Annotated in this window: 16 protein-coding genes and 1 pseudogene; 3 read left to right on the top strand and 14 right to left on the bottom strand. The window is 67.7% G+C overall.

The annotated features are described in order from the left end of the window. Positions 1 to 289 precede the first annotated feature (289 nt). Positions 290 to 1,333 (top strand): mechanosensitive ion channel family protein, encoded by a 1,044-nt coding sequence (locus EBE87_RS25005; RefSeq protein WP_158600925.1) that lies wholly within the window; start codon positions 290 to 292, stop codon positions 1,331 to 1,333. A 6-nt stretch (positions 1,334 to 1,339) separates the two neighbouring features. Here EBE87_RS25005 and EBE87_RS25000 read toward each other — a convergent pair whose 3' ends face one another. The 9 genes and pseudogenes from EBE87_RS25000 to EBE87_RS24960 all read right to left on the bottom strand — a co-directional run bounded on the left by EBE87_RS25000 (position 1,340) and on the right by EBE87_RS24960 (position 8,632). Then, a complete protein-coding gene (locus tag EBE87_RS25000) occupies positions 1,340 to 2,155 on the bottom strand; it encodes a GMC oxidoreductase (protein ID WP_120639097.1) in 816 nt (271 codons plus the stop codon). Then, positions 2,148 to 2,824: pseudogene (locus tag EBE87_RS24990) on the bottom strand (GMC family oxidoreductase N-terminal domain-containing protein). The gene EBE87_RS25000 and the pseudogene EBE87_RS24990 overlap by 8 nt, the downstream one beginning before the upstream one ends. Before the next feature lie 107 nt (positions 2,825 to 2,931). Beyond that, on the bottom strand, positions 2,932 to 3,051 hold the full coding sequence (locus EBE87_RS29510; protein WP_120639099.1) for a GMC family oxidoreductase N-terminal domain-containing protein: 120 nt from the start codon (positions 3,049 to 3,051) through the stop codon (positions 2,932 to 2,934). A gap of 38 nt (positions 3,052 to 3,089) precedes the next feature. Then, on the bottom strand, positions 3,090 to 4,145 hold the full coding sequence (locus EBE87_RS24980) for a threonine aldolase family protein (protein ID WP_120639100.1): 1,056 nt from the start codon (positions 4,143 to 4,145) through the stop codon (positions 3,090 to 3,092). Between the two features lie 34 nt (positions 4,146 to 4,179). After that, the gene (locus tag EBE87_RS24975; RefSeq protein ID WP_120639101.1) at positions 4,180 to 5,784 is read right to left on the bottom strand and encodes an ABC transporter substrate-binding protein; all 1,605 of its coding nucleotides are present in this window, start codon (positions 5,782 to 5,784) and stop codon (positions 4,180 to 4,182) included. Between the two features lie 72 nt (positions 5,785 to 5,856). After that, complete coding sequence (locus EBE87_RS24970) at positions 5,857 to 7,029, bottom strand: amidohydrolase (protein WP_120639102.1); 1,173 nt, start codon at positions 7,027 to 7,029, stop codon at positions 5,857 to 5,859. Then, positions 7,026 to 7,190 carry a hypothetical protein gene (locus EBE87_RS29210; RefSeq protein ID WP_158600928.1) on the bottom strand — a complete coding sequence of 55 codons (165 nt, stop codon included), beginning with the start codon at positions 7,188 to 7,190 and terminating at the stop codon, positions 7,026 to 7,028. Before EBE87_RS29210 ends, EBE87_RS24970 begins: the two co-directional genes overlap by 4 nt. A 143-nt stretch (positions 7,191 to 7,333) precedes the next feature. After that, on the bottom strand, positions 7,334 to 7,696 hold the full coding sequence (locus EBE87_RS28820) for a hypothetical protein (RefSeq protein ID WP_147426101.1): 363 nt from the start codon (positions 7,694 to 7,696) through the stop codon (positions 7,334 to 7,336). Positions 7,697 to 7,732: 36 nt separating this feature from the next. After that, positions 7,733 to 8,632, bottom strand: a complete 900-nt coding sequence (locus EBE87_RS24960; RefSeq protein ID WP_120639104.1) for a LysR family transcriptional regulator — start codon at positions 8,630 to 8,632, stop codon at positions 7,733 to 7,735. A 198-nt stretch (positions 8,633 to 8,830) separates the two neighbouring features. Between EBE87_RS24960 and EBE87_RS28815 the strand changes: the two genes are divergently transcribed. Continuing rightward, positions 8,831 to 9,193 (top strand): hypothetical protein, encoded by a 363-nt coding sequence (locus EBE87_RS28815; protein ID WP_120639105.1) that lies wholly within the window; start codon positions 8,831 to 8,833, stop codon positions 9,191 to 9,193. Here EBE87_RS28815 and EBE87_RS24955 read toward each other — a convergent pair. The 5 genes from EBE87_RS24955 to EBE87_RS24935 form a co-directional block, all read right to left on the bottom strand. After that, a complete protein-coding gene (locus tag EBE87_RS24955; RefSeq protein WP_120639106.1) occupies positions 9,177 to 10,955 on the bottom strand; it encodes a GMC family oxidoreductase in 1,779 nt (592 codons plus the stop codon). The two genes, EBE87_RS28815 and EBE87_RS24955, sit on opposite strands and share 17 nt — an antisense overlap. 2 nt (positions 10,956 to 10,957) lie before the next feature. Continuing rightward, entirely contained in the window at positions 10,958 to 12,553 is a 1,596-nt protein-coding gene (locus EBE87_RS24950; protein ID WP_120639107.1) for an ABC transporter substrate-binding protein, read from the bottom strand. A gap of 101 nt (positions 12,554 to 12,654) precedes the next feature. Then, entirely contained in the window at positions 12,655 to 14,838 is a 2,184-nt protein-coding gene (locus EBE87_RS24945; protein ID WP_233553284.1) for a N,N-dimethylformamidase beta subunit family domain-containing protein, read from the bottom strand. Further along, positions 14,835 to 16,427 (bottom strand): ABC transporter substrate-binding protein, encoded by a 1,593-nt coding sequence (locus tag EBE87_RS24940; RefSeq protein WP_120639108.1) that lies wholly within the window; start codon positions 16,425 to 16,427, stop codon positions 14,835 to 14,837. The genes EBE87_RS24945 and EBE87_RS24940 overlap by 4 nt, the downstream gene beginning before the upstream one ends. Before the next feature lie 25 nt (positions 16,428 to 16,452). Continuing rightward, entirely contained in the window at positions 16,453 to 17,835 is a 1,383-nt protein-coding gene (locus tag EBE87_RS24935; RefSeq protein WP_120639109.1) for an aminotransferase family protein, read from the bottom strand. Between the two features lie 219 nt (positions 17,836 to 18,054). Here EBE87_RS24935 and EBE87_RS24930 point away from each other — a divergent pair, with 219 nt between their 5' ends. Continuing rightward, positions 18,055 to 18,729 carry a TetR/AcrR family transcriptional regulator C-terminal domain-containing protein gene (locus EBE87_RS24930; protein ID WP_158600929.1) on the top strand — a complete coding sequence of 225 codons (675 nt, stop codon included), beginning with the start codon at positions 18,055 to 18,057 and terminating at the stop codon, positions 18,727 to 18,729. The last annotated feature ends 345 nt before the right edge of the window (positions 18,730 to 19,074 follow it).

Here is a 19,074-nt window from a genome sequence, read left to right as displayed (position 1 = left end):
ATGACCGCTGCGTCCACACCTTCATGTCCGCCATCTGCCTCGCCGCCACCGTCCTCTTCTGGATCAAGGAGGCCTGAGCCTAGGACCGGGCCCGATCACGCACGCGCGCTGCCGACGCCCGGCCCGGGAATACGCTCCAGAACCAGCAACCAGAACGAGCAACATTCCGCCGTCTTCGCGTTCTGCGAAGAATGGCCGTGTTGCCCTGCCCGGAGGAGATGAACCGTGGCCTTCATTATCACGATCTGCGACCTCTGCGGGGCCGCTGTCGCCGCCCAGGCCGGCGGCTTTGAAGAAGAGCGACGTGCGGAACGAATCTTCTTCCAGGCGGGAACCCGCCCGCGCACCGGTGGCGCGGCGTCTCTCTGGCACCCAGGCGGTGCAGGGGCTGCGGCGAGTGGCGTGGCCCCTGGCAGCGACGCTGGGGAGCGCGAGCCTGCTGATCGGCAAGCCCCTAGCCCTGCACGCTCTCGACCTGCCCGAGCCGGAGCCGGGCGGCCTTCAGGTGGTGCGCCTGCTGCTTGGTGCGTCGGCCTATTTCGCCGCAGCCTGGTTGGCCACGCGGCTCGCCGGCATCGTCCTGAGCAGAGCCGGCAGTGGCCGGCGGCGGTCGCCGAAGCTGCTGCAGGACCTGCTCGGCGCCGCGGTGTTCGGGGCTGCCGCGCTGGCAACCATAGCCCTGGTGTTCGAGGGCTCCGCGCTCGGCGCGGCCGCCGCCTCGGGTGTCATCGTCGCCGTGCTCGGCTTCTCGCTGCGTGGCGTGATGGCCGACATCTTCGCCGGCATCGCGCTCGGCCTTGAGCGCGCCTACCGCATCGGCGACTGGATCACCATCGAGGGCGGGCTCGGGGGACGCGTGGTTGAGATCAACTGGCGCTCCACACGCATCGAGACGCTCGACCGGGTCCAGGCCGTGGTGCCGAACGGGCGGATCGCGCAGCAGCGGATCACCAACTATAGCGCCCCGCGCGCTAACTACCGCCAGCAGGTGCGGCTGACACTCGACCACGCCTTGCCTGCGGAGGAGGCCAAGCGCCTGCTTGCCGAAGCCGCCGCCACGGCGCCGGGCGTGCTACCGCAGCCCCCGCCGGATGTCCGACTATCCGCACACGAGGCGGACGGCCTAGTCTACATGGTGCGCTACTGGGTGCCGAGCTTTGCGCAGGAGATGGACTGCCGCGACGCGGTGCTGACTGCGGTGGATCGCGCGCTAAGGCGGCGGGCGGTGCCGGCGCCGCACCGGCGGCATCGGCTGCGCTTCGATGGACCCGATGGCGGCGCCGCAGCCGAAGCCTTGGCAATGCTGCGGCCTAGCCCAGACCCCGGACCATAAGACTTTTTATCGTATGTTCTGGCGGATGTTGTCGGCCACCTTCTCGGCGATCATCAAGCTCGGTACGTTAGTGTTGGCGAAAGGAATGCGCGGCATGATGGAACCGTCGCAGACCCGAAGCCCTCCCACGCCGCGCAGTCGGGCATCAGGTGTCACAACCGCCATGCGGTCCTGTGCCGCGCCCGTCCGGCAGGTGCCGCTCGGGTGCCAGACGCCGCCAACATGCCGGCGCAGATGCTCTTCCAGCAGAGTGTCATCCGACGCCAGGGCGGCGGCACCCACCTGGCTCTCAATCGCCGCGCGCAGCACGGCGCGACGCATCGTTCCGCTGAGGTCCATGGCGGGACCTACCAACCCCATCAGTAGCCCGTTGCGTACGGTAGGGTGCAGGTAACGGCGCACCTTGGCGGCATAGGTACTGGGGAACACTTCGCTGACTAGCCCGGCCAAGCCAGGGTGGCACAACGCCCGCGCGGCCAGCTGGAAGCCCTGCTTCAGCCGCACCATGTCCGCGGGTCGGAGAGCAGGCGGAAATCCACCACCGGCGCGTCCGTCCCCCGACCGCGCACCGAGTTGCACGGAGCCGGTCGAGCGCGTGTGGTTCACCCAGACGAACAGGGAGCCGATGCGCTGCCCTATGGCGTGCCAGCCGGAACGCGCGACGATGGCGGCATGCATGTTCCCCGTTGGCTCGCCTTCCACGCCGGAGGACCAGCGCAGCAGGGCCGGCAGGTGGTAATGCGCCCCTGCGGGCTGGCGCTGGCCCGGCCGCAGGAAGGCGGAAACGCTGATCGAGGGATGCTCGTGCAGGTTCTCACCCACGCCAGGCAGATCGGCATGCACCGCCAGCCCCCGCGCGCAGCGCGGCGGCAGGGCCGATGCCGCTGCGCATCAGCAGCACCGGCGACCAGATGGCACCGGCGGCCAGGATGGTCTCGCGTGCCCTGACTGTCACTTCCTCGCCACCGAGGCGGAGCAGGCAACCGGTCACGCGCGTGCTCTCCACCTCCAGCCGCAACACCTCCGCTTGAGGATGCGCAGGTTCGGCCGGCGGCGGACCTCTGGCGTCAGATAAGCGGCGACCACTCCTGCGCGCGTGCCATCGACCACCGTATTGGTGGCGGTGGGAATTACGCCATCCTCCCAGGCCCCGTTCTGGTCGTCCAGCGCCGGGCAGCCAAGCTCGCCCAGCACCCGCTCCATCTGCCGGGCATAGGCCGACCAGCGGGCGCGCGGCAGACGGCGGATCGGCAGCGGCCCGTCCTGGCCATGCAGCGGGCCGGTGAAATCATGGTCCTTCTCCAGCTTGCGGAAATAGGGCAGCACGTCGAGCCAGCCCCAGCCGTCCGCGCCCATCGCCGCCCATTCGTCGTAATCCGACGGGGCGCCACGATTGGTGCCGAGCCCGTTGATGGAGGAGCCGCCGCCAAGGATGCGTGCCTGCTCATAGGGCCGCACCTCGGCCGCTTGGTTGCCGGTGCCTATGCCCATCACCGCGCGCAAGTCCGTCTACAACCACTCGCGGTTGAAGAGGGCGCGGCCGGATAGGGCGAGGCGATGGCAGGCGGCACCGCATCGGGCGGAATGTCCGGCCCCGCCTACACCAGCAGCACCTGGCGGTCAGGCTCCTCGCTCAGTCGCGTCGCCAGCACGCAACCGGCAGAGCCGCCGCCGAGGATCGCGACGTCGATGGGAGCGCTGCCGATGGAGTGATGCATGGTAGTTCCGTTTGGTGAAAGCGTGACCGAGCGTGGCGTTAGTCGGCCCCGGCTGCTGCGCCCGCCTCCTGCTGCAGAGCAGCGGCGAAGCCATCGAGCTGCGCGGCGGTCGTGGCGAAACTGCAGACGAGGCGGAAGGTATCCGCCCCCGCTCCCCAGCGGCGCAGCCGGATGCCATGCCGCTCCAGCCTCGCCTGCACGGTGGAAGCGATTTCGGCGAAGACCTGGTTAGTCTGCACCGGGTGCAGCAGGCGGCAGCCCGGCGTGGCGCCGAGTGCACGCGCCAGCCGGGCGGCGGCCGCATTGGCATGGGCGGCATTGGCCAGCCAGTGGTCGTCACGCAGATAGGCCAGCAGCTGGGCGGCCACGAAGCGCATTTTGGAGGTAAGCATCCCCGCCTGCTTGTGCCGGTAGGCAACGTCCTCCGCCAGGGCGGGGTCGAAGACCACCACCGCCTCGGCGTTCAGCGTGCCGTTCTTGGTGGTGCCAAGGCTAAGGATGTCAATGCCCGCCTGCCAGCTCAGCGCGGCGGGGGCACAGCCCAGCGCGGCCAGCGCATTGCCGAAGCGCGCGCCGTCCATATGCAGCCTGAGGCCATGCGTGCGGGCAATGCCGGCGATCTCCGCCAGCTCCTCTGGCGTGTAGAGCGTACCAGCCTCGGTCGCCTGGGTCAGCGTCAGCGCGCGCGCCGGGCGACGGTGCCGGTTGGCGGGGCGCGCCGCCAACGCCGCCGCCAGCACGGCAGGGGCGATGCGGTCCGCGCCGCCCGGCAGAGGGGTGAGGCGCGCGCCGCCTGCGAGGAACTCCGGCGCGCCGCATTCGGTGGTCAGCACATGCGCCTGCCCGTGGCAGAGGATGTCGCCATAGGGCGGCACCAGGGCGGCCAGTGCCAGCGCATTGGCCGCCGTGCCCGTCGGCGCCACGAAAACCCGCACTGTCCGCCTGAAATACGCGCTGAAGGCCGCGTCGAGCTGCTGGGACAGCGCGTCCTCCCCATAAGCTGCCGCCTCTCCGGCATTGGCTTCCACCAGGGCCGCCAGCACAGGGCCGGAGGCACCGGCGGCATTGTCGGAAGCGAAGGCATAATAGGTCACGCGGCGGGCTCCGTTTAGGCGGTGGAGAGCCTGTTCAAGGCTTCGAGACGCTCCAGAACACCGGCAGCGGCGTGTTCAGCAGGTTGGTGAGGCTGCTGCGATAGGCCATGGGAGAGAAGAAGCGCCCCAGCAACACGATCGGCACCTGCTCTGCGGAAGCCAGTTGGATCTGGCGGATGATCTCCCGCCGCTTCGTCGGGTCGGTCTCCCGCGTCCAGGCCGTCCGTAGCTCGTCCAGCTTGGGCGAACAGGACCAGCCGGGATAGCCGCCCGCCGGATTGACGCAGGCGCTGTTCATGGTGGGATTGGCGATCGGGTTGTCCATCTCGAAGCTGTAGGACCACATGGGGAACAGGCTCCACCCGCCCTGGCTGGGCGTCGCCTGGTTCACGCGCCGGGCCATCATCGAGGCAAAGTCGCTCAACTGCAGATCCACATTCAGTCCGGCCGCGCGAAGCTGCTCCGCCGCCAGCATCCCAAAGCTTTTGATGACCTCGTTGTCGCCAGCGGCGATGATGACGACCGGCTCGCCCTGATAACCGGCCTGCTGGAACAGGCGCCGCGCTTCGTCCATCCGCTGCGCCTGCATCCACTCGGTGCCGCCTTGGTCCTCATTGGCGCCGCCGCAGGCCAGGAAGCTGTAGCAACGGCTCCAGTACTTGCCATCCGCCCCGGCAGCCATGGCCATGGCATCGGCCTGGTTCATCACCAGCGCCAGCGCGCGGCGGCCCTCCGGCTTGTTGAAGGGCGGATGCAGGAAGTTCGGGCGCAGGAAGCCGATCTGCCCTTGGCGGCCCGGCACCCGCACCGTCACGTCACGCCGTCGCTCCAGCACTGGCAGCAGGTCCAGCGGCGGCGATTCGTAGATGTCGATCTCCCCGGTCTGCAGCGCGGCAACGGCGGAACTGGAATCCGGCATGATGACCCATTCGACCCGGTCTACTTTCACCACCTTGCCGCCGGCGAAGTAGCTGGCTGGTTCCGTTCGCGGCACGTAATCGGCGTTGCGGGCATAGACCATGCGTGCCCCGGGCCGGTATTCGCTGGCGACGAAGCGGAAGGGACCGGAGCCGATGACCTCGGCCACCGGACGCATCGGGTCGGTTTGGGCCTCCTTCTCCCGCATCACGAACAGCGCGGCAGCGCTAGGCTTGGCGAAGCCTTCCAGTAGCAGCGGTGTATCCGCCTCCAGCGTCACGGTGAAGCTGCGGTCATCAACCACGGCCAGCGTCATGCCCATCTCGGTCAGCTTGCGTCCGACCGGGTCGCGCGCCGCCCAGCGACGAATGGAGGCGATAACATCGGCGCTACGCACGGGGCTGCCGTCGTGGAACTTCAGCCCAGGTCGCAGGGTCATGGTATAGACCCGGCCATCCCCGCTCTTGGTGAAGCCTTCCACCATCTGCGGCTGCGGCACCAGATTCTCGTCGAGCGAGAACAGGGTGTCGTAGACCATGTAGGCATGTTGCTGGGTGATGGAGAGGAAGTTCGCGACCGGGTCCATTGTGCGCGGCTCGGCAGAGGGTGCGTAGCGTAGCACCGTCTCTGCCCCGGCCTGCCCGGCAGCGAGGCTGGAGAAGGCGAGGCTGATGCACAGGCCCAGGACGGCCCGGCGGAGCAAGGCGTTTCTCGCTGTCATTGGAAGCCTCCCAGAAGGATTCGCGCGGGGAGCATCGCCACGATCGTGTGGCGGCTTTTCATTGGCAGGTCGTCAGGCGGGCGGGGCGGAGCTTTCATCCGCTAGTGCGGTGCAGGCAACTTCGGCCAGCCAGGCGGCGGCGGCCGGCAAGGCGCTGTCCTCGAAATCGTAGGTGGGGCTGTGCAGCTCCCGTCCCCCCTCGGCCGGGCCATTGCCGATCCAGACCAGAGCGCCAGGGCGCCTCGCCAGCATCCAGTTGAAATCCTCGCCGATCATGGCGCGTGGTGGATCATCATCCGCCACCAGCCCGGCCTGCTGGGCGGCGTCCAACGCCATCCGCGTCTCCGCCGGGCTATTGGCGGAAGGGGTGGAGCCGCGCTGGATGCGGCACTCGATATCCACGCCAAAGGCGGCGCCGACACCGTCGCAGATCCGCCGCATGGCGGCCTCCATGCTCTCCCGCACCTCAGGCCGGTGCAGACGCATGGTGCCTCGCAGTGTCACCGTCTCAGGGATCTGGTTCAGCACTGTGCCGGCCTGCATCGTGCAGATGGAGAGGACGGCGCTGTCCAGCGGGTCCGTCTCCCGCGACACCACGGATTGCAGGGCGATGATGAGATGCGCCGCCGCCAGCACTGGGTCCTTCGCCCGCTGCGGCAGCGCGGCGTGCGAGGCGGTGCCGGTCAGCACGATCTCGATCTTTGCCGTGCCTGCCGTCATTGCGCCGATGCGGGCGGCGACGGTGCCTGCCGACAGGCCAGGCCAGTTGTGGAAGGCGAAGATGCGCTGCATCGGGAAACGCTCCAGCAGCCCGTCATCCAGCATGGCGCGCGCGCCGGTGCCCGCCTCCTCCGCCGGCTGGAAGATCAGCTGCACGGTGCCGGACCAGTCGTCCCGCTCGGCCAGTAGAGCCGCGGCGCCCAGCAGGGCGGTGGTATGGCCGTCATGCCCGCAGGCATGCATGACGCCGAGGCGGGTGGAGCGGTAGGGAAGCTGCGTCTCCTCCACCAGACTCAGCGCATCCATATCCGCACGCAGGCCGACGCTGCCGCTACCCTCGCCGCGCGACAGCGTGCCCACCACGCCGTGGCCACCCACCCCACTGGTGAAGGGGATGCCAAGCTCGGCCAGCCGCTCGCAGACGAAGGCAGCGGTATTGACCTCGGCATTGGATGGCTCCGGGTTCGCATGCAGGTGGCGCCGCCACGCGACCAGCCGTTCCACCAGTTCCTGCGGCACGGTCATTGCGCGGGCTCGCAGGGGCTGCGCCAGCCGCCGGCAAAGGTCACGGTGGTCTTGATCCGCATGTATTGCTCCTCGGTCACCTGGCCGTATTCGCTGCCCATGCCGCTGGCCTTATGGCCGGAGACCGGGGCACCCGGCGGCAGCGTATGCAGCAGCGTCACCAGCGGCGTCGCTCCGCCGTCTTCAGAATGACCGCATTGCTGCAGGCCAGGATCGGCACCAGCTAGCCCAGCGCATCGGCGTGCTGGCGGATGCCGGCCGCCACCTCGCGCAGCAACCGCACCGGCTCCGAGGGGCCAAGACCCTACCACGCGGCGGCGCCGGTGCGGGCGACCTGTGCCGCGCGGCCGATATCCTTGGCGCCGGCCTTGGCCATCTTGGGCCGAGGCTGGCCATCGGCGCAGAAATTATTGCTGAAGAGGGTGCCCGACACGGCCGCAGACCAGGCGCCATCGGCCCACAGTGTTGCGCCCTTCAGGCAAAGCGCCGGCAGCCAGCACGACAGCATCTCTCGCGCTAGGGCAGCGTTCATGCCTTCTGGCGCGGCGGTGCCGCTGTCTCTCGTGCTTGCAGCACCGGCCATAGCGCATCCCCGTTTGCCAATGGGTAGAGGCTGCCGCAGTGAGGCAACTCGATACGCTATCAAGCCGTGGATCGGCAGCAGCATTCCAATAGCAATCGTTCTGCCACCCATAGGATTACCCTATAGGCAGGGTGGGTTGCTCTGCAGGAGAAGCCGGGCATGGGCAATGAAGCCCTCCAGCAGGCCAGACCGACGGGCCGAGCGAAGGACCAGCATCTGCAACGGGACGCGCGCTGGGTGGTCAAGCGGTAGCGCCTTCGCGCCAGGGAAGAAGCCGCCGAGGGAGGAGAATGGCTCGATCAGGCAGATTCCCGCGCCGGACTGCACAAGGGACCAGGCCTGCAACACCTGCTCCACCTCACAGAACGGGCGGTAGGGCAGCGCAGCCTCAGTGAAGGCGTGCCGGATTAATTGGGAGGTGGTGAGATGGGGCGAGTAGCCGATCAGCGGAAAGCCGGCGACGTCGCGCAGCGTCACCAGCCCAGGCCGGTCGAGCGCATGGCCCACCGGCACCACGCACTGTAGTGGACGGCAAGCGACCTCTACAGCCTCAAGGCAAGGATATTCCTCAGCGAGAAAGGTCAGGCCGACATCCAAGGCACCCGTTGCCAGGTCCTGTGCCATCTCGGCACGCTTCATCACGCTGAGACGAAGGCTTGCATGAGGTGAGACCTTAAGGAACTCCGCCACCAGCGTAGGGCCCAGTGCCATGGCGAGCGCGCTGACGCCGCCGATACGCAGCACATTGCGCTGCTGTTGCCGCAGTTCCTGCGCCAACTGGTTGACGCTTACCACCTCCTCGAAGACGCGGTTGATGCCGATCGAGAGCTGTTGCGCTGCCTTGGTGGGCCTCAGCCGACCGTTGGCGCGGTGAAACAAGGGAAAGCCCAGCCGCTGTTCAGCATGGCGCAGCACCTCGCTAACTGAGGGCTGGGACACGTTCAACATCTTGGCCGCCGCGGTCACACCGCCTTGCGACATGATGGCACGCAGCACTTCCATCTGCCTCAAGTTCAGCATGGTTGGCCTCCGCCCAGCAGGATCTATAGGGTTTGTCTATGATGGCGAGGGCGTGCTGCTATTTGTCAATAGCAGTGGCAGGGTGTGGGTCTTCTTCGCTGAGCCTTCTGTCCGGGAGACATGTGTCCAGGTGCCCGCCTAAGGGCGTGCAGGCTGCGTCGCGCCACCAAATTTGCTTGGTCACCAAACAACGTGCCAGTGGCTGGCTCTCTGCTACGGCATGATCGCGGACTCCGCAGCGGCGCCGTCGCTCATACTGGCGGCGACAGCGCTGTTCGAGCCGCCTATATTGTCTTCAGCGGCATCTTGTTGATCTGGGGCACCTCCCTTCTGCTAGACCGGCCCGACCTCGGGCTTGGTATTCTGTTCCTGGCGGTCGCGGTCGCGGTCAGCCAGACGGTTGGCGCGCCGCTGTTCGGCGCTGTACTGGATGGAGCCAGCGCCGAGATTGCGCTATCGCTATTTGCTGCGATGGCCTGCAGGGCGATATTCTGGCGTATGGAAGAAACAAATCCCCCTCGCCAGATAAAGGAACCCAGAGGGTTCAGGCAGAAGCAGTGACGCCCGCGCGGCGCCCGGACGGAGCTTTCGAGGCAGCGCGAATTCCATCTGACATCTTCTCGGCGATCATGATGACTGGCACGTTGAGGTTGGCACAGGGGATGGTCGGCATGACGGAAGCATCGCAGACCATCAGACCTTCCACGCCAATCACCCGCCCCGAGGGGTCGCAAACCGCCATGGGGTCGTCCTCCGCACCCAGGCGGCAGGTGCCGCAGGGGTGCCAGACGCCACCCACGTGGCGGCGCAGATGCATCCGCAGCGCCTCGTCGTCCTGGCAGAGCACGTCCAGCGGCGCATTGCCTTCCTGCGCCATGGCCAGGATGCGGGAACGCACCAGCGGCACCCGGTCCATCACCGGCCCGGCGAGGGCGGTCAGCACGCCATTGCGCCAGGAGGGTTGCAGCAGCTTCTTCACCTGGGCGGAATAGGTGGAGGGGAAGGCCTCCAGCACCATGCCGTCCAGGGAGGACGCGCGCAGCACCCCGGCCGCCAGCCGGAAGGCCTGGGCCAGCCGCACCAGGTCCCGCTCATCCGAGAGCATTCGGAAATCAACCACCGGCCGGGCCGAGGGATCGGCGGAGGCCAGGGTGACGCTGCCCTGGGAGTAGGATTTGTTCACCCAGTTGAACAGTGTGGCGATGCGATGCCCCACCGCATGCCAGCCGGAACGGGTATTGACGGCGAGGTGCATGTCCCCCGGCGGCGTCCCCTCCAACCCGGAAGACCAGCGCAGGATGGACTGGATGTGGTAGTGCTCCCCGGTTGGCAGGCGCACATCCGGGCGGATGAAGGCGGAGACGCCAATGGAGGGATGCTCCAGTAGGTTCCGCCCGACGCCCGCGCGCGGCGCTACCACCGGGATGCCAAGCTGGCTCAGCGCCGCCCCCGGCCCTACGCCGCTGCGCAGCAGCAGGGCAGGGGAGTGCAGCGCGCCATTGCTGACGATAACCAGCGGCGCGGCCACATCGAGGCTCTCGTGCCCCCGGCGCAGCCGTGCGCCAACGGCACGCTTGCCATCGAACAGCACCCGCTCCGCTTCGGTGCCCGTCCAGAGTGTCAGGTTGGAGCGGGCGCGCACGGCCTGGGTGAGGTAGACCGTGGCCGTTGAGGTGCGGCGGCCGCTGCGGTCCAGATTGACGGTGATCGGGAAGACGCCGTCCTCCCAGGCACCGTTCTGGTCCTCCCGTGCGGGATATCCCTGCCGGTCCAGCTCCGCCTCCACCTGCCGTGCGAAGGGCGTGTGCTGGGAGCGCGGCACGCGCTGGATGGGTAGCGGGCCATCGGCGCCATGCCGCTCGGTATCGCTGGCGAGGTCGAGATCCTGCTCCAGCTTGCGGAAATACGGCAGAACGTCGGACCACCCCCAGCCCGCCGCGCCCTCGGCCTCCCATTCCGCGTAATCATGCGGGGAGCCGCGATTGGCGCCGATGCCGTTGATGGAGGAGCCGCCGCCGAGGATGCGCGCCTGCTCGTAGGGACGGATGGTGGCCTGGCCGGTATTGGAAGGGTCTTTGCCCATCCCGACCTGCAGTCCGGACCAGGTCCAGGCACTGTTGAAGTAAGCGCGCCCCGGATAGGGCGAGGCGATTTCCGGCGGCATTTCGCCCGGCCGCAGGTCCTGGCCGGCTTCCACCAGCAGCACCTTGCGCGAAGGATCCTCGCTGAGCCGCGCCGCCAGCACGCAGCCGGCGGAGCCGCCGCCCAGGATCACCACATCGAAACGCGCCGCATCCGGCGCGATGGGGGAGAGTTGCGGCATGTTCAGCCCTTCCGGACGTTCCAGAAGAAGGCCGCCGAGCCAGGCAGCACACCCGTGACATTGTCCCGGTAGGCGGTGCGGGAGAAATACTGGCCGAGCGGCAGGCTGGGCACGTCGTCGAAGGCCACGCGCTGGATCTGGTCCATCAGCCGGCCGCCATCCTCCGGCGTCGCCGCATCCAGCCACTGGACCGTCAGGCGCTCCATCTCGGCGCTTTCATACCAGCCGGTCCAGCCGGTGCTGCCCTGGCCGCGGATGGTGGCGTTCATCGCCGGGTTGGCGATGGATACACTGGGCCAGTTGGTGTGGTAGATGCTCCAGCCGCCCTTCTCCATCGGCTCACGCGAGAGGCGGCGCTGCAGCACCGTGCCCCAATCCATCTCCTGCAGATCCACCTTGATGCCGATCTGCCGCAGCAGCTCCGCCGTCAGCAGCCCGTGCGGGGAAATGGAGGGATAATCAGCGGGGTTAAGGATGACGGCCGTTTCGCCGTTGTAGCCGCTGGCCTTCACCGCGGCCCGGGCCGCTTCCAGGCTGGAGGGCATGTCCTGCACCCCGGCCTCGGTCACGTCGGGCAGGCCGCAGGGGAACATGGCACGGCACTGCCGCCAGGCATCAGCGTCGTCGCCGACGATCGCATGCATGTAATCTTCCTGCCGCAGGGCGGAAAGGACGGCGCGGCGCAGCCTGGCGTTGTTGAAGGGCGGCTGCAGATGGTTAAAGCGGGCATGGGCGATGAAGCCGTAGGGATCCTGCCGCTGCACCGCGATGCCGCGCCGCCGCGTCAGCGTCGGGACTAGGTCAGGCAGCGCCTGCTCCCACCAGTCGATCTCGCCGGCCTGAAGCGCGCCCGCCGCCGTCGCCGGATCGGGCATGATGATCCATTCGAGGCGCTCCAGATGAGCCTGCTTGCCGCCGGAGGTCCATTCCGGCGCCTCGGCCCGCGGCGTGTAGTCGGCGAAGCGCGTATAGACGGCACGGCTCCCGGAGACGAACTCGTCCTGCATGAAACGGAAGGGACCGGAGCCGATCATCTCCGTCACCGGCGTGTTCGGATCCGCCTTTGCCAGCCGCTCGGGCATCATGAAGGCGGGGGAGGAATGCGGCTTGCCGATGGCATCCAGCAGGCGCGGGAAGGGCCGCTTCAGGCGGATGCGGATCGTGCGGTCATCGGCGGCCTCGAAGGCTTCCACGGCGGCGCCGAGCGTCTGCCCGAAGGTGTCCTTCTTGCTCCAGCGCAGGAGGCTCGCGGCGCAGTCCTGAGCACGGACCGGCTCACCGTCGTGAAAGCGCAGGCCTTCCCGCAGGCGGATCAGCCAGGTGAGCTTATCCTCGGACACGGTGGCGCCCTCGGCCATCTGCGGCTTCGCGCGCATCTGGGCATCGACGCCATAGAGGGTGTCGAAGATGCAATAGCCGTGAGTGATGGTCACCGCCGCCGTGGTGAAGACCGGATCAAGCGTCGAGAGATTGGACTGCGGAACGAAGCGCAGCGTGGTGGGCGTTGCCGCCCGCGCCAGGTTCGGCGCGGCCAGTGGCAGGAGCAGCGCCCCCGAAGCTTGCAGAAGGCCACGGCGGCCGATGGTGTTGGGCTTCATTTCTCTCGACTTCCTGAGTCTTGGCAGGCCAGGCACTCCGGAGAGCGGCTTGGCCTGCCGAACTTGAAGGGGCGGGTGGTCCCCGGGGGCACCGGCGCTGCTCAGAGCCCGGCGAAGCGGCGCACCACATTCTCCAGCATACGGGAGACGGGACCATCAAAGGCTGTTCCGTTCCACAGGCTGCCACAGAATGTGATGGAGCCGACAGCAAAGACGGAACCGCCACCCGGAACCTCGAAGATGACGATCTCCGCCCGCTTCAGCGCCTCCGGGCTCTCGCCGGTCACGGTTGCGATGTGGGACAGCAGCTCCTCGGGCACGGTGACGAAGGAGGCCGGCGGCTGCTCCGACCGTGCCAGGATCACGGTGCCGGGCGGGGTACCCAGGCGCGGATCGGCGCGATCCAGCTCAAAGCCCGCCGCGCCGCCGCCGGAGAGTCCGTAGTCGCCGATGATCTCGGGCACGCCCTCGAAGATCCAGGCGTAGCGGGGGTCCGCGGACGCTGGCAGGCGGCGGTAGAAGGTACCCTCGAACAACCCCTGCGCGCTGAAGCCGACGCCGACCAGAGCCTGGGGCGGACGGCGGTTGCGCCGCCACAACCCGCCCAACGCGCCATCGAGCTGGTGGTAGTATTCGCCCGCCTCGGCCGCCCAGGCGCGGATGCCGCCCTCGGCACGGCGGATCTCGATGATATGCGGCCGCGCCGGGTCTCGCGCGATCCGCCAGTAGAAGCCGTTCCCGCCCAGGTAGCACAGCCGCCCGCCATGGTCGCGATAGGCGGTCAGCGCATCCAGCATCCGCCCCGTGTGATACTCGGGGTGGGAGCCGGTGAGGACGACGCGGTAGGGCGAGAGAAGGGCCTCGCCTTCGTCGTCGAGATCCTCGTCAGTGACGATGTCGAATGCGATTCCGCGCGCTTCCAGCCAGGCGAGGAGGTGGGAATCGGCAGGGTAGTGCCGCAGGCCCGAGCCCCTCGGATCGTTGAAGGTCAGGAAGCCCGGCCGCATCGTCAGGATCGGTCGCAACCGAGAGGAGAGCGAGATGCCGCTGCCATCGGGATGGCGGTTGTAGGTCGAGTGGCTGAAGGCGGTGACATCGTCGGGGTTGTGGGGATAGGCGCCCCAGGCTGCGGCACGCTCCTTGTAGGCGGCATCGGCATTGCCGCGCGCGTGGTTGGCGTAGGCCTGATAGGTGAAGGTGGAGGCGAGTACGGCCACTGCCGCATGCGGTCCATCCCGCCGTGGCAGGATGTAGAAGGGCAGCCAGTCCTCGCCATCCTCGCAGGTCAGGTGGAAGGCATAGGCCCCGCTGCGCAGGTCATCCGGCACATCGAAGCTGAAGGAAGGAGACCAGCGGCAGTCGCTGAGATCATCGGCGTGAAAGTGGATGGCGGCGTATTCGGCCGGGGCATGGCGCCAGCAGGTCTCGTTCCCGCTCCAGGCAGCGCCGACCATACCCCGCGTGGGAAGATTGATCAGGTCGCCGTGCAAGGCCTCGGGGCCGATATCCGTGACATGTTCGGTCGTGATGCCCTCCGAGAAGTCCCAGCGGGCACGAAGGCTTTCCGCTGGGGCAGGGAGGTGGAGGGGGTCGGGCCAGGCCTCCACGAAGGCCGCCGCCACCAGCGGGTCCTCGACCTTGCCGGTGAAGTGGTCGCGCGGCGCCATGGCATCCCGCGCGGCGAAGGTGACGGCGGAAACCGGCGCGAACTGGCCGGCCGGTGCCTGTGCCGTGGCCATCGCGACATCCGCCGCCGCCTCCAGCGGCGCCTGGCCCAGCACCACCCGCCCCGTCGCGGGGTCATGGGACAGCCAGAGGCGGTACCACACCGCTGTCCGCAGCGGCGTCTCCGTCCGCAGCCAGGTGGTGGTGGCGCCAAGGGTGATCTCCGCCTCGGCGCCTTCCGCGCCGGCACGGATCACGATGCTGTCCTGCCCGCCCTCGGCGGCCAGCACCGTGGCGGCGGGCAGTTCCGCCAGCAGTTGCACAAGCACCGCCCAACAGCGGGCCTGCCCGGGTTCCAGTTGTGGGCTGCCCTGAACCAGGCCCCAGGAGCCAAGCTGCACGGGTTGATGCTGGCCATCGAAGCGATGGTCGAAGGCCTCAACCACCGGGCGCAGATCAAGGCCCGGCCCCGCCGGATTGGGATCGGCCGAGACAACCCGCACCAGCCGCGCGCGGCAGGGGCCGGGGCGGCGCAGGCTGACATGCGCGGTGATCCGCTCGCCCGGGCGGCGGGAGAGGCGGTCGAGATAACCCGTGACGGGCGGAAGCATTCCCGTCATGCCCGGCGCAGGTTCCAGGGCACGGGGCGGGGACCCTCCAGCATGCCGGTGAGCGACTTGCGGTAGGCTGTGCGGATGAAGAACTGCCCCAGCGGCACGGTCGGCACATCGCGGAAGGCGATTTGCTGCATCTGGTCGCCAATCCGCATGCGCTCTTCCTCCGTTGCGACGGAGAGCCAGCGCTCGTTCATGGCTTCCATCTCCTTGCTTTCGTACCAGCCGGTCCAGCCACCATCGCCTTGCCCGCGGATCAGCGCGTTCTGGCTGGGCGTGACGATGCCCATACCGCTCCACCAGACCGGGAAGATGTTCCAGCCGCCCTCGGAGGGAGGCTTGCGCTGCACAATGCGGGCAAGGACGCTGCCCCAATCTGTGGAGACCAGTTCGACGTTGAAACCGATGCGGGCCAGCAGGTCATGCGCGATCAGCCCGAAAGGCGCGATGGAGGCGAAATCCGATGGGTTGAGGAGGATCACCTTCTCCCCCGCATAGCCGCTTTCCTTCAGCAGGGCGCGGGCGCGTTCCAGGTTGGCCTCGGTCATCGGGTCCGGCACCGAGGCGCGGCCATAGGGCGTGGTGCAGGGGAAGAAGGAGTGGCAGACATTATAGGCCGTCTCATCGCTGTTCGTCACCGCGCCCATGAAGTCGGCCTGGTTGATGGCAGCGAGCACAGCCTGCCGCGCCTTCACATTGTTGAAGGGCGGATGCAGATGGTTGAAGCGCAGGACACCCATGTAGCCGGCCGGGTCGCCGTTCGCGATGCTGATGTCGCGGTTGCGGCGCAGCAGCGGGATCAGGTCGGCGCCGACCTGCTCCCACCAATCCACCTCGCCGGCCTGAAGCGCGGCGGCGGCAGTGGCCTGGTCGGGCATCATCACCCATTCGACACGCTCGAAATGCACGACCTTGCCGCCAGAGGTCCATTCCGGTGCCTCCTGCCGGGGCGAGTAGCGGTCGAACTTCCGGTAGGCGGCGCGGCTGCCAGGCACGAATTCATCGGCCAGAAAGCGGTAGGGGCCGGAGCCGATAACCTCGGTAAAGGGCTTCGTCGCCTCCATGTCCCCGATACGCTCCGGCATCATGAAGGCCGGGCTGGTGCCGGGCTTGGCCAATGCATCCAGCAGCAGGGGGAAGGGGCGGGAAAGCCGGATCACCAGCGTGCGGTCATCCGGCGTCTGCCATTCGGCCACGGCGCTGCCCAGCGTGCGGCCGAAAGTGTCCCGGCTGCACCAGCGGCGCAGGCTGGCAGCGCAATCGCGCGACCGCACGGGCTCCCCATCATGGAAGAAAAGGCCTTCACGCAGGCGGATTGTCCAGGTCAGCCCATCATCGGAGGTGCTGTGGCCCTCGGCCATCTGCGGCTTCACACGCATCTTGGCATCCATGCCGTAGAGCGTGTCATAGACATAGTAACTGTGATTCACCGCGACGCCCGCCAGCGATGCCACAGGGTCGGTGATGGAGAGCGCCGCCTGCGGCACGAAGCGCAGCACGCGCGGGTCGGCGCGCTGGGCGCGCGAGACGGATGGCGCCGTGAGCGCCACGCCCCCTAGGAGGAGCGCGCTGCGGCGCGTGATCTTCTGACGCATAGCCTGTTCCCTTGTGTGGTTGGGACTAGCGGATTACGCCCTCAGCCCGCAGTTCCGTCGCATAGTCATCCAGAACGGCGCCGAGCTTCTCTGAAAGAACCTCGATCTCCTCCGCCGTGATGGTCAGTGGCGGAGACAGCATCAGCCAGTCGCCATAGGCCCCGCGCGAGGTGCGGCGGCAGTAGAGTGCCAGCCCGCGCCGCAGCGCGAGCTGCTTCACACGTTCCGGTGCCACCTTCTCCAGCGGAATCATCTGCTTGGTCTGGCGGTTCGCGACGAGTTCCACCGCCATCAGCAGGCCCTTGCCGCGCACATCGCCGATGATGGGGCTCTGCGCTGCCAGGGTTTCCAGCCGTTGCCGCAGCAATTCGCCCATCCGTGCGGCATTGCCAACCAGATCGGCTTCCTCGATCTCCCGCAGCACGGCCGCGCCGACGGCACAACTCATCACATGGGCATTATAGGTGAAGCCATGCATGAAGCCGCCGGATTCCGCCAGCACGCGGACCATTTCGGCGGAAACCAGTGCGGCGCCGAGCGGCGCGTAGCCGGCGGAAAGCCCCTTGGCGACCACGACGATATCAGGCCGCGCCGCCGGCCAGTGATCGGCGGCCAGGAAGCGTCCGGTACGCCCGGCACCGCTCATCACCTCGTCGAAGATCAGCTTCACGCCATGGCGCGTGCAGATCTGCCGCACCGCCTCGTAATAGGAATCCGGCGCGACCAGGGCACCGGTGGCGAGACCGCCCACGGGCTCCATGATGAAGGCCAGCACTGTTTCCGGCCCTTCGCGGAGGATCGCTTCCTCCAGCGCCGCGGCGCAGGCACGTGCGTGGCTCTCAACCGTGTGGTTCGGCGGCAGCCGGTAGCTGAGCGGTGCCGGCACACGGGACACGGCGCGCAGCAGGGGGCCGAAGACCTCATGCGCATGCTCGTCGCCCGAGACAGCCAGCGCGCCCAGGGTATTGCCGTGGTAGCCGGGCTGCCGGCCGATCACCTTCCAACGCGAGGCTTCCCCCATGGCGACAGCATATTGCCGGGCGAACTTGATGGCGCTTTCCACCGCTTCCGATCCGCCGGAGACGATGAAGGCGCGGTCGAGGCCCGGCCCGGCGAGGCGGCCGAGGCGTTCGGCGAATTCGAGGTTGGCGGCGCTTTCGAACTGGCTGGGGTAGGCGAATACCGCCTGGCGCGCCTGCGCCTCTATGGCGGCCAGGATGCGTGGATGCCCGTGGCCGAGGTTGCTCGCGACGGGCCCGGAGGAGGCATCGAGGTAGCGGTTGCCGTCCGTGTCGATCAGCCAGATGCCCTCACCCCGCGCGATGCGCGGCAGGCGGGGCGCACCGGGCGGGCGCGTGAAGGCCTGGAGGCCGAAGCCGATCTCGGGAGAAGTCCGCACGCCATCCATGGAAAGCCCGCCTTCTGGCCTGATGTCTGGACGCCCGAGGTTCTCGGCTTCGGGCACGCCGAGTTGATCGCACTCTTGAGCGCTGCGCAAGAGACTTCCTCGCCAGCGGTACGCTTGATATGAGGTTGAGATGCCGGGGGATGTCGGAAGGTCAGGAACAGCTTGTCACGAAACCCTAAGCCGACTACTTCCCGACGCTCCCGCGCGGCCCCTGTCGCGGTGGGGCTCAACCGCAAGGCGATCCTGCAGGCGGCCCTGAATGAGATCGACACCAAGGGTCTCTCGGTCTTCAGCCTTCGCGGCCTAGCGCGGAGCCTTGGTGTCAATGCGAGTGTGATCGTCTGGCATATCGGCAACCGCGACACTGTCTTGGCTGAGGTGATCAGGCTGGTGCTTGAGGATAGCGTGCCGCCACGCCAGCCCGGCCAAGCTTGGCAGGACTGGCTGCGAAGCCTGTTCACCCGCTTTCGCGACGCCGTGCGGCAGCACCCGAACACGGCGCCGTTGATCGGCGCTGACACCGTTTCCAACCTCCGGCCCGATTTTGCCCTGGTTGAGGCCATTCTGTCCGTGCTGGTGGAGGCGGGGGTGCCAGAGGAACGGCTCTGCGAAACCTATAATGCCGTTCAGGCGGCACTTGTCGGCTTCGTGACGCAGGAACTGGCGCGGATGCCAACGGAAGATCTACCATCATGGCAATCTGTCATTCAGGCCAACCTGGCGGAGGCTGACGCCGCGCGTTATCCCCACCTGGTGCGACTGCTTCCTCGCCTGATGAACCGCGCGTTCATTCTGCGCTGGCAGAATGGCGCGGCCGCGCCAATGGGGAGCAGCTTCGAGGTTTTTGTGGACTGCATCATAATGGGATTGGAGGCGTCACTTCCCGCTTCATAGTCATGAACTTCTGCTCTCTGGGACGCCTTCCAAGGAATGCGCTGACCTGCGGCAGGTGGATACCTCGAAGAACCTGTTGCTGCGCTGTGCTGGCGGGCCTGACACGCACCTAAGGCAGTGAACTGGCGTTGCTGACGAGGTGGCATGACCGGCTGGCGCGGCCGGTACCTCATTCGCTGGAGCTGTGAGGTTATGCGGGCGCAGCTCGGGTGCTGAGCCAGGCGAGGCGGGTGAAATTGTACGCCAAGTTGGCCATGCCAAACTAGGCTCAGGCCTCCTTGATCCAGAAGAGGACGGTGGCGGCGAGGCAGATGGCGGACATGAAGGTGTGGACGCAGCGGTCAT

Source organism: Teichococcus wenyumeiae (genome assembly GCF_003696345.1).
Taxonomy (GTDB): domain Bacteria; phylum Pseudomonadota; class Alphaproteobacteria; order Acetobacterales; family Acetobacteraceae; genus Pseudoroseomonas; species Pseudoroseomonas wenyumeiae.
This window is presented reverse-complemented; position numbering and strand designations above follow the sequence as displayed.